Annotated in this window: 22 protein-coding genes, 2 tRNA genes and 1 pseudogene; 18 read left to right on the top strand and 7 right to left on the bottom strand. The window is 64.7% G+C overall.

Annotated elements, in window-relative coordinates; translation table 11 throughout:
* Positions 1–100: 100 nt before the first annotated feature.
* The 13 genes from AC0KUR_RS20405 to AC0KUR_RS20345 all read left to right on the top strand — a co-directional run bounded on the left by AC0KUR_RS20405 (position 101) and on the right by AC0KUR_RS20345 (position 13,057).
* Positions 101–1,006 (top strand): LysR family transcriptional regulator, encoded by a 906-nt coding sequence (locus tag AC0KUR_RS20405; protein ID WP_473376350.1) that lies wholly within the window; start codon positions 101–103, stop codon positions 1,004–1,006.
* A 124-nt stretch (positions 1,007–1,130) separates the two neighbouring features.
* The gene (locus tag AC0KUR_RS20400) at positions 1,131–2,027 is read left to right on the top strand and encodes an alpha/beta fold hydrolase (protein ID WP_034190162.1); all 897 of its coding nucleotides are present in this window, start codon (positions 1,131–1,133) and stop codon (positions 2,025–2,027) included.
* Positions 2,028–2,107: 80 nt separating this feature from the next.
* Positions 2,108–2,461: a RidA family protein gene (locus AC0KUR_RS20395; RefSeq protein WP_034190161.1), complete on the top strand. Its 354-nt coding sequence runs from the start codon at positions 2,108–2,110 to the stop codon at positions 2,459–2,461.
* A gap of 44 nt (positions 2,462–2,505) precedes the next feature.
* Positions 2,506–4,740: a RelA/SpoT family protein gene (locus AC0KUR_RS20390; protein ID WP_034190160.1), complete on the top strand. Its 2,235-nt coding sequence runs from the start codon at positions 2,506–2,508 to the stop codon at positions 4,738–4,740.
* Positions 4,741–4,826: 86 nt separating this feature from the next.
* Positions 4,827–4,903: transfer RNA gene (locus AC0KUR_RS20385), tRNA-Val, on the top strand.
* A 272-nt stretch (positions 4,904–5,175) separates the two neighbouring features.
* Positions 5,176–7,083 carry a threonine--tRNA ligase gene (gene thrS / locus AC0KUR_RS20380; protein WP_473376349.1) on the top strand — a complete coding sequence of 636 codons (1,908 nt, stop codon included), beginning with the start codon at positions 5,176–5,178 and terminating at the stop codon, positions 7,081–7,083.
* Positions 7,084–7,132: 49 nt separating this feature from the next.
* Positions 7,133–7,657 carry a translation initiation factor IF-3 gene (infC, locus tag AC0KUR_RS20375; RefSeq protein WP_071734130.1) on the top strand — a complete coding sequence of 175 codons (525 nt, stop codon included), beginning with the start codon at positions 7,133–7,135 and terminating at the stop codon, positions 7,655–7,657.
* Positions 7,658–7,847: 190 nt separating this feature from the next.
* A complete protein-coding gene (gene rpmI / locus AC0KUR_RS20370) occupies positions 7,848–8,045 on the top strand; it encodes a 50S ribosomal protein L35 (RefSeq protein WP_004191477.1) in 198 nt (65 codons plus the stop codon).
* A 30-nt stretch (positions 8,046–8,075) separates the two neighbouring features.
* Positions 8,076–8,435: a 50S ribosomal protein L20 gene (gene rplT, locus AC0KUR_RS20365; protein ID WP_004192938.1), complete on the top strand. Its 360-nt coding sequence runs from the start codon at positions 8,076–8,078 to the stop codon at positions 8,433–8,435.
* Between the two features lie 149 nt (positions 8,436–8,584).
* Positions 8,585–9,598 carry a phenylalanine--tRNA ligase subunit alpha gene (pheS, locus tag AC0KUR_RS20360; protein ID WP_034190158.1) on the top strand — a complete coding sequence of 338 codons (1,014 nt, stop codon included), beginning with the start codon at positions 8,585–8,587 and terminating at the stop codon, positions 9,596–9,598.
* Positions 9,599–9,694: 96 nt separating this feature from the next.
* Positions 9,695–12,124, top strand: coding sequence for a phenylalanine--tRNA ligase subunit beta (gene pheT / locus AC0KUR_RS20355; protein WP_473376348.1), 2,430 nt, complete (start codon positions 9,695–9,697; stop codon positions 12,122–12,124).
* Positions 12,125–12,196: 72 nt separating this feature from the next.
* A complete protein-coding gene (locus AC0KUR_RS20350) occupies positions 12,197–12,583 on the top strand; it encodes an integration host factor subunit alpha (protein ID WP_034190156.1) in 387 nt (128 codons plus the stop codon).
* Positions 12,584–12,643: 60 nt separating this feature from the next.
* A complete protein-coding gene (locus AC0KUR_RS20345) occupies positions 12,644–13,057 on the top strand; it encodes a MerR family transcriptional regulator (protein WP_049033775.1) in 414 nt (137 codons plus the stop codon).
* Positions 13,058–13,141: 84 nt separating this feature from the next.
* Here the strand turns inward: AC0KUR_RS20345 and AC0KUR_RS20340 are convergent, their stop codons facing one another.
* Positions 13,142–15,352, bottom strand: coding sequence for a lipoprotein (locus AC0KUR_RS20340; RefSeq protein ID WP_034190176.1), 2,211 nt, complete (start codon positions 15,350–15,352; stop codon positions 13,142–13,144).
* A 676-nt stretch (positions 15,353–16,028) separates the two neighbouring features.
* Between AC0KUR_RS20340 and AC0KUR_RS20335 the strand changes: the two genes are divergently transcribed.
* The 3 genes from AC0KUR_RS20335 to bamC all read left to right on the top strand — a co-directional run bounded on the left by AC0KUR_RS20335 (position 16,029) and on the right by bamC (position 18,335).
* Entirely contained in the window at positions 16,029–16,742 is a 714-nt protein-coding gene (locus tag AC0KUR_RS20335) for a class I SAM-dependent methyltransferase (RefSeq protein ID WP_473376347.1), read from the top strand.
* 166 nt (positions 16,743–16,908) lie between these two features.
* Positions 16,909–16,985, top strand: a tRNA-Pro gene (locus AC0KUR_RS20330).
* A gap of 141 nt (positions 16,986–17,126) precedes the next feature.
* Entirely contained in the window at positions 17,127–18,335 is a 1,209-nt protein-coding gene (bamC, locus tag AC0KUR_RS20325; RefSeq protein ID WP_034190153.1) for an outer membrane protein assembly factor BamC, read from the top strand.
* Positions 18,336–18,483: 148 nt separating this feature from the next.
* Here the strand turns inward: bamC and AC0KUR_RS20320 are convergent, their stop codons facing one another.
* Positions 18,484–18,699, bottom strand: a complete 216-nt coding sequence (locus AC0KUR_RS20320) for a hypothetical protein (RefSeq protein ID WP_473376346.1) — start codon at positions 18,697–18,699, stop codon at positions 18,484–18,486.
* A 174-nt stretch (positions 18,700–18,873) separates the two neighbouring features.
* On the opposite strand from AC0KUR_RS20320, the gene AC0KUR_RS20315 reads away from it, so the two are divergent.
* The gene (locus tag AC0KUR_RS20315) at positions 18,874–19,164 is read left to right on the top strand and encodes a putative quinol monooxygenase (protein WP_034190152.1); all 291 of its coding nucleotides are present in this window, start codon (positions 18,874–18,876) and stop codon (positions 19,162–19,164) included.
* A 41-nt stretch (positions 19,165–19,205) separates the two neighbouring features.
* Here AC0KUR_RS20315 and AC0KUR_RS20310 read toward each other — a convergent pair whose 3' ends face one another.
* The 3 genes from AC0KUR_RS20310 to AC0KUR_RS20300 all read right to left on the bottom strand — a co-directional run bounded on the left by AC0KUR_RS20310 (position 19,206) and on the right by AC0KUR_RS20300 (position 20,817).
* On the bottom strand, positions 19,206–19,463 hold the full coding sequence (locus AC0KUR_RS20310) for a hypothetical protein (RefSeq protein WP_011884572.1): 258 nt from the start codon (positions 19,461–19,463) through the stop codon (positions 19,206–19,208).
* Between the two features lie 136 nt (positions 19,464–19,599).
* Positions 19,600–19,878 (bottom strand): hypothetical protein, encoded by a 279-nt coding sequence (locus tag AC0KUR_RS20305; RefSeq protein WP_011351789.1) that lies wholly within the window; start codon positions 19,876–19,878, stop codon positions 19,600–19,602.
* A 222-nt stretch (positions 19,879–20,100) separates the two neighbouring features.
* The gene (locus AC0KUR_RS20300; RefSeq protein ID WP_473376358.1) at positions 20,101–20,817 is read right to left on the bottom strand and encodes a YdcF family protein; all 717 of its coding nucleotides are present in this window, start codon (positions 20,815–20,817) and stop codon (positions 20,101–20,103) included.
* A 157-nt stretch (positions 20,818–20,974) separates the two neighbouring features.
* Between AC0KUR_RS20300 and AC0KUR_RS20295 the strand changes: the two genes are divergently transcribed.
* Positions 20,975–21,292 carry a hypothetical protein gene (locus AC0KUR_RS20295; protein ID WP_034190150.1) on the top strand — a complete coding sequence of 106 codons (318 nt, stop codon included), beginning with the start codon at positions 20,975–20,977 and terminating at the stop codon, positions 21,290–21,292.
* Positions 21,293–21,486: 194 nt separating this feature from the next.
* On the opposite strand, the gene AC0KUR_RS20290 is transcribed toward AC0KUR_RS20295, so the two are convergent.
* Together AC0KUR_RS20290 and AC0KUR_RS20285 are read right to left on the bottom strand one after the other, a co-directional pair.
* Positions 21,487–21,738, bottom strand: coding sequence for a hypothetical protein (locus tag AC0KUR_RS20290; RefSeq protein WP_034190149.1), 252 nt, complete (start codon positions 21,736–21,738; stop codon positions 21,487–21,489).
* 207 nt (positions 21,739–21,945) lie between these two features.
* A pseudogene (locus AC0KUR_RS20285) lies at positions 21,946–22,341 on the bottom strand (transposase); the annotation flags it as partial.
* Positions 22,342–22,346 lie beyond the last annotated feature (5 nt).

Here is a 22,346-nt window from a genome sequence, read left to right as displayed (position 1 = left end):
CGGAACAGGTATGGTAGGTTTCCGTTTTGGATGCAAATACGGGCGAACGGCGAATGGATTATTCGAAAAAAGGAAAGACTGGGATGCGGCGGGCGACCGGATGCTGATCGACGATCTTCCTGCGCTCGATACTTTCGCGAGGATCGTGTCGGCCGGCAGTCTGTCGGCGGCCGCGCGCGAACTCGATTTGTCGTTGTCCGTCGTCAGCAAGCGGCTTGCGCAGCTCGAGTCGCAGCTTGGCGTGCGCTTGCTGCACCGGACGACCCGGCAGCAAACGCTGACCGACGAAGGCGCGCAGTTTCACGCCCAGGTCCTGCGCATCCTGGCCGAAGTTGATCGCGCCGAAACGCTGATGCGCGATCGTCGCGGCACGGTCAGCGGCGTGCTGCGCGTGACGGCGCCCGGCGAGCTCGGCCGTCTGCGGATCGTGCCCGTCGTGGCGGCGTTTCAGCAGCGGCATCCGCAACTGACCGTGCAGTTGCTGCTGACCGACACGGTCGTCGACCTGCTCGCCCATGACATCGACGTCGCCGTGCGGATCGGCAATCTCGCCGATTCGACGATGATCGCGCGCGAGCTGGCGCCGAATCATCGCGTGCTGTGCGCGTCGCCGGGCTATCTCGCGGCACACGGGGCGCCGGCCCATCCGGCCGAGCTGCGCGAACATCGATGCATCGTGATGGGCGACCAGCCGCGTGCCGAATGGCGCTTCGACGGCGCCCAGGGCGGGGTGGCCGTCGAGGTGGCGGCCGCGCTGCTGACGAACGACGGCGGTGCGGCGCGTACGCTGGCGCTGGAAGGCGCGGGTATTGCGCTGAAGTCGATCTGGGACGTCGGCGCCGATCTCGATGCCGGCCGGCTCGTGCGCGTGCTGCCGGCTTTCGCGGCGTCCGCGGCGCCGCTGCATGCGGTCTATCCCGGCGGCCGCCACGTGCCGCTGCGCGTGCGCACCTTCGTCGAGTTCCTGCGCGAGCAGTTGCGCGCGGCGTGGCGCCGAGCCGATTGAGCCTCCGTCCCGTGCGGTGCGCCGCGGGCGCGGCGCCCGTTGTTCGGAAGCGGTTTACAATCGTCCGCATCGGGCGTCGCAAGCGTTGCCCTGCGCGTCGCCCCCGTTCGACAGGATGCCAACGATGCCAACGACCCCAGCGAATCCTCCGGTTCCCCGCCAGCGGCGCGTGCAGTGTGCGAGTGCCGCCGGCCTTCACCACGTCGCCTATACCGAGTGGGGCGATCCCGCCAATCCGCGCGTGCTCGTCTGCGTGCACGGCCTGACGCGCTCCGGGCGCGATTTCGACCGGCTCGCCGCCGCGCTGTCCGATACGTATCGCGTCGTCTGCCCCGACATCGTCGGGCGCGGCCGGTCGGACCGTCTGGCCGACCCGCGGCTCTATGCGATTCCGCAGTACGTGGCCGACATGGTGACGCTGATCGCGCGGCTCGACGTCGAATCGGTCGACTGGTTCGGCACGTCGATGGGCGGCCTGATCGGCATGGCGCTTGCGGGGCTGCCCGGTTCGCCGTTGCGCCGGATGATCGTCAACGACGTCGGGCCGCGCATCGAGCCCGATTCGCTGACACGCATCGGCGAATACCTCGGCGTGCAGCCGCGCTTCGACACCGAGCAGGAGGGGATCGACTACCTGACGTCGCTGTCGCTGCCGTTCGGCGCGCTGAGTGCCGACGAGTGGCGCGAGATCAACGGGCCGCTGCTGCGCGAGCTGCCCGAAGGCGGCTGGACGATGCGCTACGATCCGCGCATCGCCGAGCCGTTCAAGGCGACGACGCCCGAACTGGCCGCGCTCGGCGAGGCCGCGCTGTGGCGTGCGATCGAGACGACGGACGCATCGCTGCTCGTCGTGCGCGGCGAGACCTCCGACCTGCTGTCGCGCGAGACGGTGGCCGACATGGTGCGTCGCGGCCGACATGTGACGCACGTCGAGATTCCGGGGGCGGGCCACGCGCCGGCGTTCGTCAGTGCCGACCAGATTGCACTTGCGCGGCGGTTTTTCGTCGAAGGCCGCGCATAAACGCGTCATAATATGCGGTTCGGCGGCACGTGGGCCGTGCCGCCGTCCGATTCTCCCTTCACTCACGACCGGAACATTCCATGGCAGTCATTCGTCACCACGTCGGGGCCCGTCTCTCCGAAACCGCGATCCACAACGGTACCGTGTATCTGGCCGGCCAGATCGCCGAGGACACCACGCAGGACATCAGGGGCCAGACGCGCGAAGTGCTCGGCCACATCGACCGTCTGCTCGCCGAAGCGAACAGCGACAAGGCGCATCTGCTGTCGGTGCAGATCTACATCTCGGATCTGGCGAACTTCGACGGCATGAATGCGGAGTGGGACGCGTGGGTCGCGCAGGGCAACACGCCGCCGCGCGCCACCGTCGAGGCGAAGCTCGCGGATCCCGCGCTGCTCGTCGAGATCGTGGTCGTTGCCGCGCAGCGGAGCTGAGCTGGGCCACACCCGACGATGACCGCATTCCGCCAGGCCGTGCAATGACCGAATCCGTTTCCGCTTCCCCTGTCGCGGCACCGTCGTTCGACGACGTGCTGGCGTTCGTGCGCGAGCGGGCCGGCGACGCGCGCCTGTCGTCGGGCGAACTGCTCGCCGATCACTCGGCCGGCACGGCGGCGATCATGCGCACGCTGAACGTCGATCCGTCCGCGATGCAGGCCGCCGCGCTGTTCGTGCTGACGCCGCACTTGAGCGACCCCGAGCGCGAGCTCACCGAGCGTTTCGGCGAAGAGGTGGCGCGGCTCGTGTCCGACGTGCGCAAGCTGTTGCGGCTCGGCACCGTGAGCCTGCGCGCCGCGCAGAACGCGAAGCCCGACACGGGGCGCGACGCGGCGGAAGAGCGGCGCACGCAGATCGAGGCGCTGCGCAAGATGCTGCTCGCGTTCGCGCAGGACATCCGCGTCGTGCTGATCCGGCTCGCGTCGCGGTTGCAGTCGCTGCGCTATTACGCGGCCGCGAAGATCGAGCCGCCGCCCGACGTCGCGCGCGAGACGCTCGAGATCTATGCGCCGCTCGCGAATCGCCTCGGTATCTGGCAACTGAAGTGGGAGCTCGAGGATCTCGCGTTCCGCTTCGAGGATCCCGTCACCTACAAGCGGATCGCGAAGCTGCTCGACGAGAAGCGCATCGAACGCGAGGCATACGTCACGCAGGCGATCGGGCGGCTGCAGCATGAGCTCGCGGAAGCGAACATCCAGGCCGACGTGAGCGGCCGGCCGAAACATATCTACAGCATCTGGCGCAAGATGCGCGGCAAGGAACTCGATTTCTCCGAGCTGTACGACGTGCGCGCGTTTCGCGTGATCGTGCCGGACATCAAGGATTGCTACGCGGTGCTCGGCATCGTGCATCACCTGTGGCAGCCGGTGCCGAAGGAATTCGACGACTACATCTCGCGACCGAAGCCGAACGGCTACAAGTCGCTGCATACGGTCGTGATCGGCGACGACGGCCGCGCGTTCGAAGTGCAGATCCGCACGCAGGAGATGCACCGCTTCGCCGAGTACGGCGTGGCCGCGCACTGGCGCTACAAGGAGGCCGGCGCGCGCGGTTACGGCGGCCAGTTCTCGGCGAGCGACAAGTACGACGAGAAGATCGCATGGCTGCGCCAGTTGCTGGCGTGGAAGGACGACGTCGAGGACGGCGCCGAGGTGTCGGGCGACCAGGCGTGGGCGCAATTGCGCGAGACGTCGCTCGATGACGACCACATCTACGTGCTGACGCCGCAGGCGCGCGTGATCGCGTTGCCGCAGGGGGCGACGCCGGTCGATTTCGCGTACCACCTGCACAGCGAACTCGGCCATCGCTGCCGCGGCGCGCGCGTGGACGGCGTGATGGTCCCGCTGAACACGTCGCTCGCGAACGGCCAGACGGTCGAGATCGTCGCGGTGAAGGAGGGCGGGCCGTCGCGCGACTGGCTGAACGCGCAGCTCGGCTACCTGAAGAGCCCGCGTGCGCGGCAGAAGGTGCGTGCGTGGTTCAACTCGATCGAGCAGGAGGAAAACGTCGCGCATGGCCGGGCGCTCGTCGAAAAGACGCTGCAGCGCGAAGGCAAGACCTCGGTCAACCTGGACAACCTCGCGGCGAAGCTCGGCTTCAAGTCGCCCGAGGAGCTGTTCTCGGTCGTCGGCAAGGAAGAATTCAGCCTGCGCAATGTCGAGCACGCGCTGTCCGATGCGCCGCCGCCGGAGCCGGCGCCCGAGGCGCCCGCCGATTTCGAGAAGCGCAGCAGCGGCGCGAGCGTCGCGCACGGCGCGTCGACCGGCGTGCTGGTGGTGGGCGTCGATGCGCTGCTGACCCAGCTCGCGCGTTGCTGCCGTCCCGCGCCGCCCGATCCGATCAGCGGGTTCGTCACGCGCGGCAAGGGCATGTCGATCCATCGCACCGACTGCCCGACGTTCCGCCGGATGGTCGAGCGCGCGCCGGAGCGCGTGCTGCAGACGACCTGGTCGGCTGACGTGCTCGGCGGGCGCGGCGCGTCCGTTTATCCGGTCGACCTGATGATCGAGGCGAGCGACCGGCAAGGGTTGCTGCGCGACATCTCCGAAGTGTTCGCGCGCGAGAAGATCAACGTGGTGGGCGTGAAGACGCAGAGTCGCCGCAATGCGGCATTCATGCAGTTCACGGTCGAGGTGTCGAACTCGGCGCAGGTGCAGCGCGCGTGCACGCTGCTCGGCGAGGTGCAGGGCGTCGTGCGGGCGGGTCGCAAGGCGTGATGTGGGGTTGAAACACGGTTGTTTTGCTGCGACTGCATAAAACACTTGCCAAGCCGGTAGCCGCTCCATATAATCTTAGCTTCTCTAGGCTCGTAGCTCAGCTGGTTAGAGCACCACCTTGACATGGTGGGGGTCGTTGGTTCGAGTCCAATCGAGCCTACCAACGAATTGAGAATGCCTGGTCTCCGGGCGTTCGATGCAGTAAAGAACTCAACGCGAACAAGGCGAATACGGTTATGACACCGCGAACGTTGACCGAAACGACTTCGGAGCGACGCTAGTCGAGGAACGTTTTCGCCCTTTCAGTTTGAGTGAAGTATCGAATGCGGCCCCTCGAAAGCGGGGCCGCATTTTTTTTGTCGCGAAATTTTCACGCGTGATTTCTGATCTCGCGTTCCTGGTCTGCCGCCCACTGTCGGCATCACGGAGATTGCCATGGTTTCGATACGCTTGCCTGACGGCTCAGTTCGACAATACGAGCATCCGGTGACAGTTGCCGAGGTCGCGGCCTCGATCGGTCCCGGTCTTGCGAAGGCTGCGCTTGGCGGCAAGCTCGATGGCGAGCTCGTTGATACGTCCACGGTGATCGACCGCGACGCGTCGCTCGCGATCATCACGGACAAGGATGCCGACGGTCTCGACATCATCCGTCACTCGACCGCGCACTTGCTCGCGTATGCGGTGAAGGATCTGTATCCGGACGCGCAGGTGACGATCGGCCCGGTGATCGACAACGGCTTCTATTACGACTTCTCGTACAACCGGCCGTTCACGCCGGAAGATCTGGAAAAGATCGAAAAGCGCATGCAGGAGCTCGCGAAGAAGGACGAGCCGGTGACGCGCCGCGTCGTGTCGCGCGACGAGGCGGCCGGTTACTTCCGCAGCATCGGCGAGAAGTACAAGGCCGAGATCATCGAGTCGATTCCGCAAAGCGACGAAATCAAGCTGTACTCGCACGGCGGCTTCACCGATCTGTGCCGCGGCCCGCACGTGCCGTCCACCGGCAAGATGAAGGTCTTCAAGCTGATGAAGGTCGCGGGCGCGTACTGGCGCGGCGATTCGAAGAACGAGCAGCTGCAGCGCATCTACGGTACGGCCTGGACGAAGAAGGAAGATCAGGACCAGTACCTGCACATGCTCGAGGAAGCGGAAAAGCGCGATCACCGCAAGCTGGGCAAGCAGCTCGACCTGTTCCACATGCAGGAAGAGTCGCCGGGCATGGTGTTCTGGCATCCGAAGGGCTGGGCGCTGTGGCAGCAGGTCGAGCAGTACATGCGCCGCCGCGTGAACGACGCCGGCTATCTCGAGATCAAGACGCCGATGATCATGGACCGCTCGCTGTGGGAGGCGTCGGGCCACTGGCAGAACTACCGCGAGAACATGTTCACGACGGAGTCGGAGAAGCGCGACTACGCGATCAAGCCGATGAACTGCCCGGGCCACGTCCAGGTGTTCAAGCACGGCCTGCGCTCGTACCGCGACCTGCCGCTGCGTTACGCGGAATTCGGTTCGTGCCACCGCAACGAGGCATCGGGCGCGCTGCACGGCCTGATGCGCGTGCGCGGCTTCGTGCAGGACGATGCGCACATCTTCTGTACGGAAGACCAGTTCATTTCGGAATCGATCGCCTTCAACACGCTGGCCATGAGCGTGTACAAGGACTTCGGTTTCGAACACATCGACATCAAGCTGTCGCTGCGTCCCGAGCAGCGCGCGGGTACGGACGAGACGTGGGATCGCGCCGAGCAGGGCCTGCGCGACGCGCTGACGGCCTGCGGCCTCACGTGGGAAGAATTGCCGGGCGAAGGCGCGTTCTACGGCCCGAAGATCGAGTACCACATCAAGGACGCGCTTGGCCGTTCGTGGCAGTGCGGCACGCTGCAGCTCGACATGGTGCTGCCGGAGCGCCTCGGCGCCGAGTACGTGGCGGAAGACAACAGCCGCCGCCGGCCGGTGATGCTGCACCGCGCGATCGTCGGGTCGATGGAGCGTTTCCTGGGCATTTTGATCGAGCACCATGCTGGTGCAATGCCGGTTTGGCTCGCGCCGTCCCAGGCAATTGTGCTCAATATCGCCGAAAGTCAGGCCGAATATGCGCAGTCCCTGGCCCAAACGTTGCAAAAACAAGGGGTTAGAGTGGCGGCCGATTTGCGCAACGAGAAGATTAGCTATAAAATACGCGAGCACACGCTGGAAAAGGTGCCTTATCTCCTCGTCGTGGGCGATAAGGAGCGTGATGCGCAAACGGTAGCCGTGCGTGCCCGTGGCGGCGTCGATCTTGGCGTAATGCCGGTCGAAGCCTTCGTTGAGCGTCTGCAGGAAGACCTGCGCTCGTTCAAGTAACCGCCCTGGCAGCGCGGCTCGTTTTTTTAATTTTTAGAGGAAACGTAACATCGCTACTGATAAGTCGTCGCACCGCATCAACGGTGAAATCACTGCGCCGGAAGTGCGTCTGGTCGGGATCGAGAACGAACCGCTCGGTATCGTAAAACTCGCTGATGCTTTCCGTAAATCGGAAGAACTGGATGTTGACCTGGTGGAAATCGCGCCGCAAGCGGTTCCCCCGGTTTGCCGTCTGATGGATTACGGCAAGTTCAAGTACCAGGAATCGAAGAAGCAGCACGAGGCGAAGCTCAAGCAGAAGGTCATCCAGGTCAAGGAAGTCAAGTTCCGCCCGGGTACCGATGACGGTGACTACAACGTCAAGCTCCGCAATCTCGTGCGCTTCCTCGAAGAAGGCGACAAGACGAAGATCACGTTGCGTTTCCGCGGCCGTGAAATGGCTCACCAGGAAATCGGTATGCGGATGCTTGAGCGTCTGCGCACGGATCTCGAGGAAGTCGGTCAGGTCGAGCAGATGCCGAAGATGGAAGGGCGCCAGATGATCATGGTGCTCTCGCCGAAGAAAAAGAAGTAACGGGCCCGCGCGCGTTGCGCGCGAGTTCGGCAGTGGTTCGGCGCGTGGCCCGGTCAGGGCGGCGCGCCAACAATGACGGTGGCTGCGCAAGCGGTCCGCCGTACACAAGTGGACTGGGTTTCGAAGGGCGGGTCAAGGGCGCAAGCCAACCGCACACCCATCGCCATCTAATAAACTGGAGTTGTTCGTCATGCCTAAGATGAAGACCAAGAAGAGCGCTGCAAAGCGCTTCGTGGTGCGTCCGGGCGGTACCGTCAAGCGCGGTCAAGCCTTCAAGCGCCACATCCTGACCAAGAAAACCACGAAGAACAAGCGTCACCTGCGCGGCGCAACGGCAGTTCATGATTCCGATCTGAACTCCGTCCGCGCAATGCTGCCGTTCGCGTAACCCCTCAACTGATACTCTAAGGAGAGAAACATGCCTCGAGTCAAACGTGGGGTAACCGCACGGGCCCGCCACAAGAAGATCATCAACCTGGCCAAGGGTTATCGCGGCCGCCGCAATAACGTCTACCGCATCGCCAAGCAGGCGGTGATGCGCGCTGGTCAGTATGCGTACCGCGATCGCCGCAACAAGAAGCGTGTGTTCCGCGCACTGTGGATCACGCGTATCAACGCGGCAGTTCGTCAGCACGACATGACCTACAGCGTGTTCATCAACGGCCTGAAGAAGGCGTCGATCGAACTCGACCGTAAGGTGCTGGCTGACATGGCGGTGTTCGACAAGGCTGCTTTTGCTGCGATCGTCAAGCAGGTGAAAGCCGCCGTTGCAGCCTAATTGCGAAATTAGCACTGCGTGGTTAGTTGCAGCGATGTTCCGGTAGTTTCGGCCGCTGCAGCGAAAACGGGGCTCTTCCGAGCCCCTTTTTTGTTTGGTGGGGCAGTTTCGCTCGCCAAGACCGAATGACGTTGGAAATGATGGGATCTATGGATCTGGACCAGATTGTCGCCGACGCGCAGCAGTCCTTCGAACAGGCTGCCGACATCACCACGCTCGAAAACGAGAAAGCACGATTTCTCGGCAAGTCGGGTGCGCTGACCGAGTTGCTGAAGGGCCTCGGCAAGCTCGATCCCGAAGCACGCAAGACCGAAGGCGCACGCATCAACGTCGCGAAGCAGCAGGTTGAAGCCGCGCTGACCGCCCGTCGCCAGGCACTGGCCGACGCGCTGCTGAATCAGCGCCTCACTGCCGAAGCGATCGACGTGACGCTGCCCGGCCGCGGCGCCGGTGCCGGCAGCCTGCACCCCGTGATGCGCACGTGGGAGCGGGTCGAACGGATTTTCGGCTCGATCGGTTTCGATGTGGCCGATGGCCCCGAAATCGAGACCGACTGGTACAACTTCACGTCGCTGAACAGCCCGGAGAACCATCCGGCGCGTTCGATGCAGGACACCTTCTACGTCGAAGGCAAGGATGCCGACGGCCGCCAGTTGCTGCTGCGCACGCACACGAGCCCGATGCAGGTGCGTTATGCGCGCATGAACCGTCCGCCGATCAAGGTGATCGCGCCGGGCCGCACGTATCGCGTCGACAGCGATGCGACCCACTCGCCGATGTTCAATCAGGTCGAGGGGCTGTGGATCGACGAAAACATCAGCTTTGCCGACCTCAAGGGCGTCTATACCGACTTCCTGAAAAAATTCTTCGAGCGCGACGACATCCTCGTGCGCTTCCGTCCATCGTATTTCCCGTTCACGGAACCGTCGGCCGAGATCGACATGATGTTCGAGCAAGGCAAGAACGCCGGCAAGTGGCTCGAGATTTCCGGTTCGGGGCAAGTGCATCCGACCGTGATTCGCAACATGGGCCTCGATCCCGAGCGCTACATCGGCTTCGCGTTCGGCAGCGGCCTCGAGCGCCTGACGATGCTGCGCTACGGCGTCCAGGATCTGCGGCTGTTCTTCGAGAACGACCTGCGTTTCCTGCGCCAGTTCGCATAACGCCGCCCGCCGCGCCGACCTGTGCCCGCGCACGCCCCGACGGACGATCCGACGGGGCCCGGGCGTCGATCTAACCTGTTTCGAACGTAGACATCCATGCAATTCCCTGAATCCTGGTTGAGAACCTTTGTCGACCCGCAGCTGACGACCGACGAACTGTCGCACGCGCTGACGATGGCGGGGCTCGAAGTCGAATCGCTGAGCAAGGCTGCGCCGCCGACGTCGAAGATCGTCGTCGGCCGCGTGCTCGAAGTCGTCAAGCATCCGGATGCGGACAAGCTCAATGTCTGCCAGGTCGACGCCGGCACCGGCGCGACGCTGAACATCGTCTGCGGCGCGCCGAACGTCGCGCCCGGCATCAAGGTGCCGGTTGCATTGGTCGGCGCCGAACTGCCGCCGGCGGAAGAGGGCGGCAAGCCGTTCGCGATCAAGCTGTCGAAGCTGCGCGGCGTGGAGAGCCAGGGGATGCTGTGCTCGGCACGCGAGCTGAAGCTGTCCGAGGACCACAGCGGCCTGCTGATCCTGCCGGAAGATACGCCGGTCGGCCAGGATATCCGCGAGACGCTCAATCTCGACGACACGATCTTCGAAATCAAGCTGACGCCGAACAAGGCCGACTGCCTGTCCGTGTTCGGTATCGCGCGCGAGACGGCCGCGATCACCGGCGCGCCGCTGACGCCGGTCGACATCCGTCCGGTGCGCGTCGAGCTCGACGAAACGCTGCCGGTGCGCATCGCCGCGCCCGATCTGTGCGGCCGCTTCTCGGGTCGCGTGATCCGCGGCGTGAACGCGCGCGCGAAGACGCCGCAGTGGATGGTCGAGCGTCTCGAGCGCTCGGGCCAGCGCAGCGTGTCCGCGCTCGTCGACATCTCGAACTACGTGATGTTCGAACTCGGCCGCCCGTCGCACGTGTTCGATCTCGACAAGATCCACGGCGGCATCGAGGTGCGCTGGGGCAAGCGCGGCGAATCGCTGAAGCTGCTCAACGGCAATACCGTCGAACTCGACGAAACGGTCGGCGTGATTTCGGATGCCGCCCAGGTCGAAAGCCTGGCCGGCATCATGGGCGGCGACAGCACGGCCGTCACGCTCGACACGACCAACATCTATCTCGAAGCCGCGTTCTGGTGGCCGGACAGCATCCGCGGCCGTGCGCGCAAGTACAACTTCTCGACCGATGCGGCGCATCGCTTCGAGCGCGGCGTCGATTACGCGACGACCGTCGAGCACGTCGAGCGCATCACGCAGCTGATTCTCGAGATCTGCGGCGGCAAGGCGGGCCCGGTCGACGATCAGTCGGTGAACCTGCCGCAGCGCGCACCGGTGAAGATGCGCGTGTCGCGTGCGAACCGCATCATCGGCGTGAAGATCGGCGCCGACGAGATCGCCAGCATCTTCACGCGCCTCGGCCTGTCGTTCGAGCGTGAAGACGACGCGTTCCTCGTCACGCCGCCGTCGCACCGCTTCGACATCGAGATCGAGGAAGACCTGATCGAGGAAGTGGCGCGCATCTACGGTTTCGAAAAGATTCCGGCGCGCCCGCCGGTCGCGACGAGCGAAATGCGCGCGACCAACGAGACGCGGCGCTCGATCCACGACATCCGTCACGCGCTCGCTGCGCGCGACTACGCGGAAACCGTCAACTTCAGCTTCGTCGATGCGGAGTGTGAGCACGATTTCGCCGGCAACGACAACCCGATCAAGCTGCTGAACCCGATCGCGAGCCAGCTTTCGGTGATGCGCACGACGCTGTTCGGCAGCCTGGTCGCCGTGCTGCGCCACAACCTCAACCGTCGCGCCGATCGCGTGCGCGTGTTCGAGTCGGGCCGCGTGTTCCTCGCCGATCCGTCGGTGAAGGCCGGCGAACTGGCGGTCGAGGGCCATGCGCAGCCGAAGCGTGTCGGCGCGCTGGCATACGGTCCGGCTGTCGACGAGCAGTGGGGCGTCGCCACCCGCGCGGTCGATTTCTTCGACGTGAAGGGCGATCTCGAGGCGCTGCTGGCGCCGTCGGCCGGGCGCTTCGTGAAGGCCGAGCATCCGGCCCTCCACCCGGGCCGCAGCGCGCGCATCGAAGTCGATGGCCGTGCGGTCGGCTGGATCGGCGAGCTGCACCCGCGCCTGATGCAGAAGTACGAGTTGCCGCACGCGCCGGTGATGTTCGAGATCGACGCGGACGCGCTGATTGCGCGTGCGCTGCCGGCGCCGACCGAGGTGTCGAAATTCCCGCCGGTACGACGCGATATCGCCGTTGTCGTCGATCAGGCGGTCGAGGTTCAGGCACTTTTCGACGAAATGAAGAAGGCACTTGCCGAAGAGGCCTGCCGATTCGTTCAGAAGGTTGTACTCTTCGACGAATTTCGTGCAAAATCAAATACTTCCGGTGGCCTTGCCGCGCACGAGAAGAGCCTTGCCTTCCGCGTGACGCTGCAGGACGCGGCTGGCACGCTACAGGACGAGGTCGTCGACCAGGCGATCCAGACGCTGGTCGAGCGGATGGCTCGCGCCGGTGCGCGCCTGCGCGGCTAAGGAGAGGGCCCGCCCGTTCGCGGGCGGCTCTTTTCCATCGTAAGTTTTGATTCAACGCGCTGTATGGCAGATATGAACGACATGACCTCGAGTGAATTCGAAGCCCTCCTGACGGCGCAACGCAGCGCCATGAACCGCGACGCCTCGGCGCCGGCGTCCCCCGAGACGCCCACGCTGACGAAGGCGGAGCTGGCGGAGCTGCTGTTCGACAGCGTCGGGCTGAACAAGCGTGAAGCGAAGGACATGGTCGAGGCGTTTTTCGAGGTGATCCGCGACGCGCTCGAAAACGGCGAAAGCGTCAAGCTGTCGGGATTCGGCAATTTCCAGTTGCGCGACAAGCCGCAGCGTCCGGGCCGCAATCCGAAGACGGGCGAGGCGATTCCGATCGCGGCGCGCCGGGTGGTAACCTTCCACGCGAGCCAGAAGCTGAAGGCGCTGGTCGAAAACGGCGCGGAGTAAGCGCCGCACGCAGCAGTCTCCGCGCGGCCGCCGCGCACCCTTACCGACGGTTAACCGACGATGACCACCACGGTTGAGAAAGTCGTTTTGCCTCCGATTCCCGCGAAGCGCTACTTCACGATCGGTGAAGTCAGCGAACTGTGCGGGGTCAAGCCGCATGTGCTGCGTTATTGGGAACAGGAATTCACCCAGCTGCGGCCGGTGAAGCGGCGCGGCAATCGTCGGTATTACCAGCATCACGAAGTGCTGCTGATCCGGCGGATCCGCGAGTTGCTGTACGAGCAGGGATTCACGATCAACGGTGCGCGCAACCGGCTCGATTCGCCGGGTAGCCCGCGGGGCGCGGCGGAACCGGTCGAACCCGAGCTGCAGGCCGCCGATGCGCGCGCATCGGGCAAGCCGGGCGTAACGGTCGACGTCATCGCGCTGCGGCAGGCGCTGCTCGACGTGATCGACGGACTGAAGCACGACTGAGCGCGACGCGCGAACGAGATCGAGCGAAAAGCCCGGTTGGCGATACGCCAACCGGGCTTTTTTCATCGGTGCCGCATACGCGCATCAGCGCGACGCGAGCGGATTCTTCCGGCCCATGTCGACGACCAGCGTACCGTCCGGCAGCATCCGCACCGAGCCCTGCGCGACCTGGCTGCGATAACCGTACAGGTCGAAACGCATCGGGCCGGCCTCGGCCGAATTGCGGATCAACGCGCGTACGTTCAGTTCGAGCACGTTGAACATCTTCATGTCGCCGCCTTCCATCCACATGTAGCTCGGCGCATCGATCTGCGGCCGCTTCGGCGCCGGTGCGCCGGCCGCGCGCCGGAACGTGAGCCGCAGCCCGTCGCGCTCGACCGTGGCTTGCCCGAGCTTGCCGTTCAGCACCGGCGGCGGGAACACGGTGTACTGGTCGAGCACGAGTGTGTCGCCGCGCAGCGCCGCGCCGCGCCGCTGCAGCGGCGTCAGCGACGCAAGCTCGATGCCGAGCGAGCGCAGGAGCTTCGCCTGCGGAATGCCGAGCACCGACACCTGCGTCGGCCTGAACGCGAGGTGCCGGTCGTCGAGCACCGTCAGCGAGCCTTTCATGTCGGTCGGCAGCCAGACGCCCGGCACGTGATTCCACAGCTTGATGCCGCCCTGGACACGCAGGTCCTGGCCGTCCGCGCTCAATTGCAGGTCGTTCAGCGAACGCGGCGAGTAGTCGAGCAGGTAGTTGTTGAAGAGCGCCGACATCGCCTTCCACGACTCGACGACCGTGCCGCCGAGAATGCGGATGTCGTACTGGTTCGGATCGTCGAGATCGACGGGCTCGCCGGGGCGCTTCGACACGAGTTCGACGTCGAGATCCTCGACATGGAAGCCGATGTCGCCGGACAGGTTGAAGTCGACGTTGCGCAGATGGATCGTCGGGTTGCGGTTCGACACGTGCCGTTCGTTGAATGGCGTGGTCGACGTGCGCCGCATCGCGACCTTCTGCATGCCCGGGCGCGCCGCGTCCGCGGCGAGCGCATAGGCTTCCCAGTGCTGGCGCACGTCGCGCAGCGCAGTCTGCTGCGCGGCAAGGAAACTGTCGTTCAGGCGCGCGGTCGCGTTGCCGAGCAGCGCGCCGCTGGCCGGCCCCGTGTACGAAGGCATCCGGATCGCCATCGCACCGCTTTCGTCGAAATTGAAATAGCCGGCCGACACCTGGTCGCGATAGTGATACAGGTCGAACACGAACGTCTGGTCGCGCTTCGACGGATCGACCGGGCCGATCAGGATGTCCGCGTTCATCGGCATCGAGCGCATGAACTTCACGTCGCCGCCGCGGATGTACATCGCCTGTTGCGGCGCATTCGCGGGCATTGCGAAGCCGGCATGCGTGCCGTCGTCGAGCGTCAGGTCGAGGCCGGCCGGCGTCACGCGCAGTGCGGTGAGGGTGATCTTCAGGCGCGGCGGCGGCATCAGCTTGTCGACCGCCATCACGAGATCGTCGCCGGCAAGCTGCGCGATCGGTGTCTGGACCTTCAACAGGTCGGCCATTTTCACGTTGGCCGCGCGCATGACCGGTTGCGCGTTGATCCCCGACACGCGTACGCCGGTCGGGTGGAAGACGAGCTGGCTGCCGTCGCGGATCGCGAGCGTGCCGGTCAGCGAGAACGGCACCCAGCCGTCGCGCTGCATCTCGCCTTGCAGATGGATCACGCCGTCGCCGGCCGATACGGCCAGCTTGCGCAGCGGCGCGTTGCGGTAGCCGAAGATGTAGGTGTTGAAGAGGGCGGTCAGCTTGGCGTTGTCGAGCGTGACCGTGCCTTCGTGCACGTCGATCTCGAAGCTCGTCGGATCGTCGAACACGATCGGCGCGCCGGCCTGCGTCGGCACGAGCGTGGCTGACAACTGATGGATGAAGAAGCCGAGGTTGTTGACGATGCGGAAATCGACGTCGCGCAGGAACGTCATCGCGCCGTTCTGGCCCGAGTCGCGCAGCGTGAACGGGCGCGGCTGGGTGAGGCTGATCGATGCGAGCGACGGCACCGTGCGCGCGATCTGCTGCTCGTGCGCGAGGCGTTCGGCTTTGGTGCGTTCGATCTTCGTTGCCGCGATCGACGTGTTGCTGTCGCGCTGCGCGGCCGATTCCGCGCAGCCGGCGCACAGCAGGGCGAGCGCCAGCGCACCGCAACCGAACACACGGGCGGGCGTGCGCGACGCCGGGCCGGCCGCGCGTGGCAGGCCGGAAAACCAGTCGAAAATTGCCAAAGGCGAGCGATGGCCGCGCCGGACCGGATTCCGCATCGTCTGTCTCCATGTCTTGTCGTGATCGACGGCGGCGCGCGCCACTGGACGTCGCGAGCGTCGATGCCGTGCAGTGTGTCATAGCGCGCTAGAGCGGCGTTACCAAACAACGGGCGCGCGGGCGCGGGGCGCCGGCGCGCTGCGGGACAATGGATTCGCGGTGGTCGGGCGGCCGGATCAAACGGTCGTTTGGTTTTTGCCGGGCGCCCGTCGGCGTCTTTTTCGCGACCGGGCAAATCCGTCGCGAGCCTTGGCCGGCGCCGGTTTGCCCGGATGGGCGACACGGCCGCCGGTCAGACCGGCCGCTGCTGCCGGATCGTGCTCTGCGCGGCCGGGTCGAGTTGCAGGCCGTGCTCGATATACGACGCCATCGAGTCGTACGAAGCCGTGACCTGATCGAATGCCACCCCCTGTCTCGCGCAACGCGGCAAAGCCGGGCGGGCCGGATCGACCGGCGTGCAGTCGGACGGTTCGCCGGGCGCGTCGATCTCGAGCCGGCCAGCCGCACGGTGGCGATGGGCGACGCATCGGCCATCGTCCCTTTCGATGAGGGCCGCATGCGGGAAGGGGCGGCCCGGGCCGTGCATCAACGGATACGCTCGGTGTTGACGGCGGGGTAAGATCGGCATCAGTGGCGGGTTCGATCACAACACGTTGGTCATCACGGGGAAGCGCCATGGACCTGAAGGAAGTCGACGTACTGGGTGCGGGGGTAGGCGATCACTGGTACTACGCGTCGAAGGCGAGCGCGATCCGACGGTTCCTCGGCGGGGCGGGCGCGCACCGGATCCTCGACGTCGGGGCAGGGTCCGGCTTTTTCTCGAAGCACCTGCTGGAACGCACGCAGGCATCGGAAGCGTGGTGTGTCGATACGAGCTACGCCGACGATACCGACGAGGAGGCGGCCGGCAAGCCCATCCACTTTCGGCGGTCCGTCGAACGGTTCGATGCCGATCTCGTATTGCTGATGGACGTGCTCGAGCACGTCGACGACGATGTCGGCCTGCTGACGCAGTACGTGAGGGGCGCGCCTTCCGGCAGCCGGTTCCTGATCACGGTGCCGGCCTTCCAGTTCCTCTGGAGCGGCCATGACGATTTTCTCGAGCACAAGCGCCGGTATACGCTCGGCGGTCTCGAGGACGTGGTGCGTCGCGCGGGGCTCGACGTCGAGCACGGCGCCTATTACTTCGGCCTCACGTTTCCGCTGGCGGCGGCGTTGCGGCTCGGCGAGCGGGCACGTCGACAGCCGCGCGAGCCGGCATCGCAACTGCGCCGTCACCATCCGCTCGTCAACGGCCTGCTCAAGACGATCTGTCGTATCGAGTTGCCGATGTTCCGCTTCAACCGCGTCGCCGGATTGACGGTCATCTGTGTCGCGCGCAAGCGGTGAGTGCGATGCGAGGACCGCGTGGTCGGCGCGTGGCGCGCGCTGTCATGCGCGGGGGACGGACGCATGCATCAGGTGTCGTCAAGCTAGGAAATTTCACAAGAACATTCACAAAATGCATGCGACCCGATTCTAAATCGGAGAAGTGTCTGTTATACTTTTCTTCTTTCGGGGCGTAGCGCAGCCTGGTAGCGTACCTGCATGGGGTGCAGGTGGTCGGAGGTTCAAATCCTCTCGCCCCGACCAGACAAAGAACCCGCGTCAGTTCAGGCTGACGCGGGTTTTTTCTTGCCGGTCGCTTTTTTGCACATCGCGGCGCGGCCCCGGTAAAATGCAAGGTTGATCCACGGAAAGCGCCGTGATTTAGCGGAAGAGGATTCCCCGAACATGACTGATCTTCGTCTTACCATGCGGTTCGCTGCAGTGCTTGCCACCGGCGCGCTCGTTGCCGGTTGCGGTACGTCGTCGCCCACGAAAGTGGACTACAAGAGCGATTCGAAATCGAAGGAAGCGTCGCTCGCAGTGCCGCCCAACATGCTCGACGAGACGGCCGATCAGCGTTCGCTGCCGCCCCAGGGCGGCGCGACTTCCCTGTCTGCGCTTCAGCAGGTCCAGCAGGCGGCGCCTGCGCTGGACACCGTCGCGCCGGCCGTGGCCGGCATGCATATCCAGCGCGACGGCACCGAGAGCTGGCTCGTGATCGACGGCAAGCAGCCGGCCGACATCTGGCCGCAGGTCCGCCGGTTCTGGCAGGAGCAGGGCTTCCTGCTCGTGGTCGACCAGCGCGACAAGGGCGTGATGGAAACCGACTGGAACGAAACCCATCCGCAGATCAACGACGGGCTGATCCGCAGCGTGATCTCGAAGGCGATGGGCAACTCGTACGTGACGGCCGAGCGCAACAAGTACCGTACGCGTCTCGACTCGGCGCCGAACGGCGGCACCTACGTGTTCATCAGCCAGAAGGGCATGCGTGAGGCGATCACCGGTGCGAACAACGATTCGAGCAAGTGGGAACCAAAGCCGAACGATCCGGCGCTCGAGACCGAATACCTGAAGCGGCTGATGGCCGTGCTCGCGCAGAATGCGCAGCGTGCGAAGAACGGCGAGCCGCCGATCGCGAACATCAAGGACAACACGGTACCGATCGAGAAGAAGGCCGACGCAGACGCATCGTCGAAGGCCGCGGCAGCGATCGCCGCGCAGAACGTCTCGCGCACGTCGGCACAGGGCAATGACGCGGCCGATGCGGCCGTGCCGTCGGAAGTCACGCTCGGCGAACCGTACGACCGGTCGTGGCTGCACGTCGGCCTCGCGCTCGATCGCGCGAACTTCACGGTCGACGATCGCGATCGCACGAAGGGTCTGTATTTCGTGCGCTACGTCGATCCGAAGGATCTGACCTCGGCCGAGCAAGGCTTCTGGAGCCAGCTGTTCCACGGCAAGAAGGAAAAGCAGGCGAAGCAGTACCGCGTCAACGTGAAGGCGCTCACGGCCGACCAGACGCGCGTTGCAATCGTTGACGATACGGGCGCGATCGACACGTCGTCGCCGGCACGCCAGATCATGGGGCTGCTCGTGAATCAGCTTCGCTGATCCCGGCGCGTCCCTGCATCACTGAAAAGCCCGCCGTTCGGCGGGCTTTTTTTATAGCCGCTCGCGCTTGCGTATGCATGTGCGAGCGGTTCGGTCCCTCCCTCGTGACGTTACGTAACATCCGCGCGTTACGGCGGCAGAACACGTGTCACATTGTCGCCATCGTCAAAAAATGTTCTTTTAAATCAATGAAGTGATCGGTTTTCAATGGCTGGCATGCAACCTGCTTTATATGTTGGAATTGTTGAAACAGGGAGGATGACGTCAGATGCCGGGCGGGCGCCGCGAGCGCCGGATCAACGGTATCGGCGTCTTCGAATGTCGGCGCGGCATGCGCCGGTGCAACCGATGACGATCCGCGCACGCGTGCGGATCTCGATGGCCCCGTCGCCTATCCTCGTAGGGCGACGGTTTCGCCCGCGCTTCTCTGAAGCGCGGGCTATTTTTTTGGGGCCGTCGGGCCATGTCGCATCGGCGTGGCCGAGGCGCGACACGTGATTCGCGTATTCTCGGACTTTTGTCGATGAAGGAGTCGGGAATGGCGGAAATTGCAGTCGTGGCGCTGATCGTGGCGAAGCCGGGTGCCGAGGAAAAACTGCGCACCGTGCTCGAAGGGATCGTCGAGCCGACCCGTAACGAAGCCGGTGCCTTGCAGTACGACCTGCACCGGGATCTGAAGGAACCCTTGCGATTCGTATTCGTCGAGCGTTGGGAGAGCGAGGCGGCGCTGGCTGCGCATGCGCGCTCCGCGCACATTCTCGCTTATCGCGAAGCGGCCGCGGACTGGATCGAAAGTTCCGAAATCCGCGTGCTGTCGAAGCTCGTCTGAGCCGGGCGGGGCGACCGGACGTGTCCGGTCGCGGCGGCGCGTCAGTGCGACGCGCTGGGGACGTCGAGGATCAGGATGATCGTCCAGTCGGCGTCGCCGTCATGGTGATACTGGCGCTCGGCCACGATGAACGGCTGCTGCTTGCCTTGCGGGCCGAGGAACAGCACGTCGCCCTCCATCGGCAGGCACTCGATCGGCGGCAACGCGAGGAACGCGTCGGCCGAGCCGCGGGGCATCAGTTGCTTGATCTGGCGAGTGGCGGCTTCGGTCCACTCGATGTCGAGTTGAATGTTGCTCATGCTGTCCTCCGCACCGGGGTGCGCACGGGTGGAAAATTTCGGTGCGCGACTTTAGCACAGCGCGCAGGCGCCGCAACCAAAAAAGCCGAACCCGGTTGCCCGGATTCGGCTTTTTACTTGTGCGATGCCGCCGAACTTACTGGCTGGCAGCGTCTGCAGCCTTGGCTGCCTTCTTGCCGGCCTTCTTCGCTGCTGCCTTGTGATGAGCAGCCTTCTTGCCGTGGTGATGCTCTTCCTGCATCGCCGGCTGAGCGGCTTCGGCCGCTTGCTGCTGTTGCAGCGCCTGTGCGCGTTGCTCGATCTCGGAGATCTTGGCCGGATCGGTAATCGTCTTGATTTCCGTGCTCTCTTGCGCATACGCTGCGCCAGTCAGCGCCGACATCGCTACCAGGATAGCCAGGGACGTCTTCTTCATTGCTTTACCTCCGCTAAGTGGTGATGAACCCGAGTGTTGCCGTTTTGTCTGGCGACTGCAATCGAGTGCGTGTCGAGTGTAACAAAAGTGACGGATCAATGTGCACCGGATCGCGGCGCGACGCAAGGCCCCGTTGAAGTCGCGCAACACTTCGTGTACTTCGTCATGCGCATGCCATTCTGGGCGGATTCACTCCGTCCGTGCCCGTTTCCCCGCAAACTTTCAAAACCAGCCGAGCCACCGGTACACGTGGAATTGCGCAATGCCGACCAGTTCGTGCAGCGCCTGCTCGGCATTGGCCAGGTTGCGCCAGCGTGGCAGCCAGCCTGTTTGCGCAAGCCGGCGGTTCGCATAGACGGGCTGCGGATCGATGCCGAACCGGCGGAAATCGAGCAATGCACGGCGCATCTGGTACGACGACGTGACGAGAATGCGTGCGTCGTCATACTGTGAGCGTAGTATAGATGCAGTGAATTTCGCGTTTTCGTAGGTCGTGCGGCTGTCCGGTTCGAGAACGAGGTCGGTGGGAGCAACGCCTTCCGCGACGAGCTGGCGCCCGTATACGGCTGCTTCGGCTTCGCCGTGATGCTGCGGGTCGCCGCCCGACATCACGACGGTGCAACGCTCGGCCTGCTGTCGACACGTGCGATAGAGCGCCGTGACCTTGTGGATGCGCGCGGCGCCGTCGGGCGGTGCGCGCAGCCCGTTGTCGGTGCGGCGTGTGCCGGAGCCGAGGAGAATCAGTGTGGTCCGCCCGTGCATGACCGGGTGCTCGACCGGTGTGACGCCGGCCTCGGTCCACGCGATCAGCGGCGCGGCGAGCCAACCCGTTGCGAGCAGCCAGAACAGCGCAATCGCGGCGATCGAGATGATTCTCCGCCGCTTGCGGCAGAGCATGAAACCGATGAAGAGAAGTACAAATGAATCGAACAGAATCAATTTGATTGGGGTATGGTGTCTTTTTATGGACGGCTGACGATCCGGCCCTGAAGCGACGCCGAACGTCGGCCTCCAGAATCGGTGGCGGTGTCGGCGGGCGGAGACCCCGCCCGGCGCGCCGCTTCGCATTGTCGCTGCACTTTAAGAAAGAATCGAGATGGCCACGTATTCCAACGAAGCGGTGCTCGACGCATTGAGACGAGTGCAGTACCGCCAGGTACCGTGGGCACGCCGCCCGGGCGTGTTCGAGTATCTCCGTTCGCTCGGGCTGATGGACACGGTCAGGCAGAAGACCGTCGCGCCCGCGCCGGGCTTTCATGCCCCGGTCGACATCGCCGTACTGACCGAAACCGGTCGAGCCGAATTCTCGCGCCTCGAGCGCGACGAGAAATTACTTTCCTGGACCGATCGCCGCATGGACGACTACGCATTGAGCGAAGCGAGCGCCGTGGCGATTCTCGAAAGCCGCTTGTAGCGGCGGAGCCTCCCGGCGCGTGCGTCGCCGCGCGAGCGGTCATGTCAAAAAAAAGCCCGTATCGCGAGGATACGGGCGTACCGGATACTTTTGCTGTTGCCACGCTGTGCTCATGGCAACGATGTGACTCGTCGCTTGCGGCGCAGTTCCCGAAAGCGGGTACTTTCTTTGGCGAATGCCTGAAATCGGCAGGACTACGGATGACGCGGCACGTCGGACGGCTGCGAGCCGATGCGCGCCCGCGCGTTGCTGGCGATATCGCCGCGCAGGTCGCCGCGCGGCACGGTTTGCCGGCCGGGCGCGTTGGCGGACGGCGGTTGGCGCGGCGTATTCCGGTGATCCTGCTGGCGGTGAGGCGGCTTCGTGCGATCGTCGGCATGGGCTGGAGCGGTCAGCGCCATGGACATGACAATGCCGCATGCAACGAGCAGTGACATTGGTCTCATGGCGGGGGCTCCCTTCAAGCCGTCGATGCGGCCTGTTGATATGTCGCTAAGGTAAGCGCGGGAGTGCAGGCTTGCTGTAAATATTGGTAAATAGTTGTATCGCGGCACGACAACGGTAATCGACGGCAAGGCAGGCGTCGCGAAAAGATCGCGCCGCAGAAAGAAACCGGGCGGCCGAAGCCGCCCGATCGAGCATGCGTTACGCTACGCCATCTTGACGGGCGCGCGCCAGGATTCCGGGTTGGTCCAGAAGGCGCCGCGCAGCCGGTCGCGGCTCGGCGGTGCAGGCGGCTTCGCGGCGCTCGCGCCGATGCGCCCGCGCAGCGAGATCTGCCGGCCGCTCGTGCCGAGTCGCTTCACGATTTCGGCGAGCGTACCGTCCGCCTGCCATTCGTCGAAGCGGCGACGGCAGGTCGGCGGCGACGGGTAGCGGCCCGGCAGCTTCGACCAGCCTTCACCCGTCGACAGCACCCACAGCACGGCGTTGACCACCGAGCGGGCTTCCACGCGGGGACGGCCGCGCCGTTCACTCCGTGCGGGTTCCGAGCAAAACAGACCCTCGACCAGCGCCCACTCGTTATCTCTCAAATCGTCGAACAGCATCATGT

The sequence above is a fragment of the Burkholderia sp. YHN3-13 genome (assembly GCF_055810675.1).
This window is presented reverse-complemented; position numbering and strand designations above follow the sequence as displayed.

Bases quoted from the DNA above. Each gene is read 5' to 3' on its own strand.
- AC0KUR_RS20400 (WP_034190162.1), top strand. From the start codon at position 1,131: ATGCCAACGACCCCAGCGAATCCTCCGGTTCCCCGCCAGCGGCGCGTG.
- bamC (WP_034190153.1), top strand. From the start codon at position 17,127: ATGACTGATCTTCGTCTTACCATGCGGTTCGCTGCAGTGCTTGCCACC.
- AC0KUR_RS20295 (WP_034190150.1), top strand. From the start codon at position 20,975: ATGGCCACGTATTCCAACGAAGCGGTGCTCGACGCATTGAGACGAGTG.
- AC0KUR_RS20310 (WP_011884572.1), bottom strand. From the start codon at position 19,463: ATGAGCAACATTCAACTCGACATCGAGTGGACCGAAGCCGCCACTCGC.
- AC0KUR_RS20335 (WP_473376347.1), top strand. From the start codon at position 16,029: ATGGACCTGAAGGAAGTCGACGTACTGGGTGCGGGGGTAGGCGATCAC.
- AC0KUR_RS20305 (WP_011351789.1), bottom strand. From the start codon at position 19,878: ATGAAGAAGACGTCCCTGGCTATCCTGGTAGCGATGTCGGCGCTGACT.
- AC0KUR_RS20315 (WP_034190152.1), top strand. From the start codon at position 18,874: ATGGCGGAAATTGCAGTCGTGGCGCTGATCGTGGCGAAGCCGGGTGCC.
- AC0KUR_RS20405 (WP_473376350.1), top strand. From the start codon at position 101: ATGCTGATCGACGATCTTCCTGCGCTCGATACTTTCGCGAGGATCGTG.
- thrS (WP_473376349.1), top strand. From the start codon at position 5,176: ATGGTTTCGATACGCTTGCCTGACGGCTCAGTTCGACAATACGAGCAT.
- rplT (WP_004192938.1), top strand. From the start codon at position 8,076: ATGCCTCGAGTCAAACGTGGGGTAACCGCACGGGCCCGCCACAAGAAG.
- AC0KUR_RS20395 (WP_034190161.1), top strand. From the start codon at position 2,108: ATGGCAGTCATTCGTCACCACGTCGGGGCCCGTCTCTCCGAAACCGCG.
- pheT (WP_473376348.1), top strand. From the start codon at position 9,695: ATGCAATTCCCTGAATCCTGGTTGAGAACCTTTGTCGACCCGCAGCTG.
- AC0KUR_RS20345 (WP_049033775.1), top strand. From the start codon at position 12,644: ATGACCACCACGGTTGAGAAAGTCGTTTTGCCTCCGATTCCCGCGAAG.
- pheS (WP_034190158.1), top strand. From the start codon at position 8,585: ATGGATCTGGACCAGATTGTCGCCGACGCGCAGCAGTCCTTCGAACAG.
- AC0KUR_RS20290 (WP_034190149.1), bottom strand. From the start codon at position 21,738: ATGAGACCAATGTCACTGCTCGTTGCATGCGGCATTGTCATGTCCATG.
- rpmI (WP_004191477.1), top strand. From the start codon at position 7,848: ATGCCTAAGATGAAGACCAAGAAGAGCGCTGCAAAGCGCTTCGTGGTG.
- AC0KUR_RS20350 (WP_034190156.1), top strand. From the start codon at position 12,197: ATGAACGACATGACCTCGAGTGAATTCGAAGCCCTCCTGACGGCGCAA.
- AC0KUR_RS20340 (WP_034190176.1), bottom strand. From the start codon at position 15,352: ATGCGGAATCCGGTCCGGCGCGGCCATCGCTCGCCTTTGGCAATTTTC.
- AC0KUR_RS20390 (WP_034190160.1), top strand. From the start codon at position 2,506: ATGACCGAATCCGTTTCCGCTTCCCCTGTCGCGGCACCGTCGTTCGAC.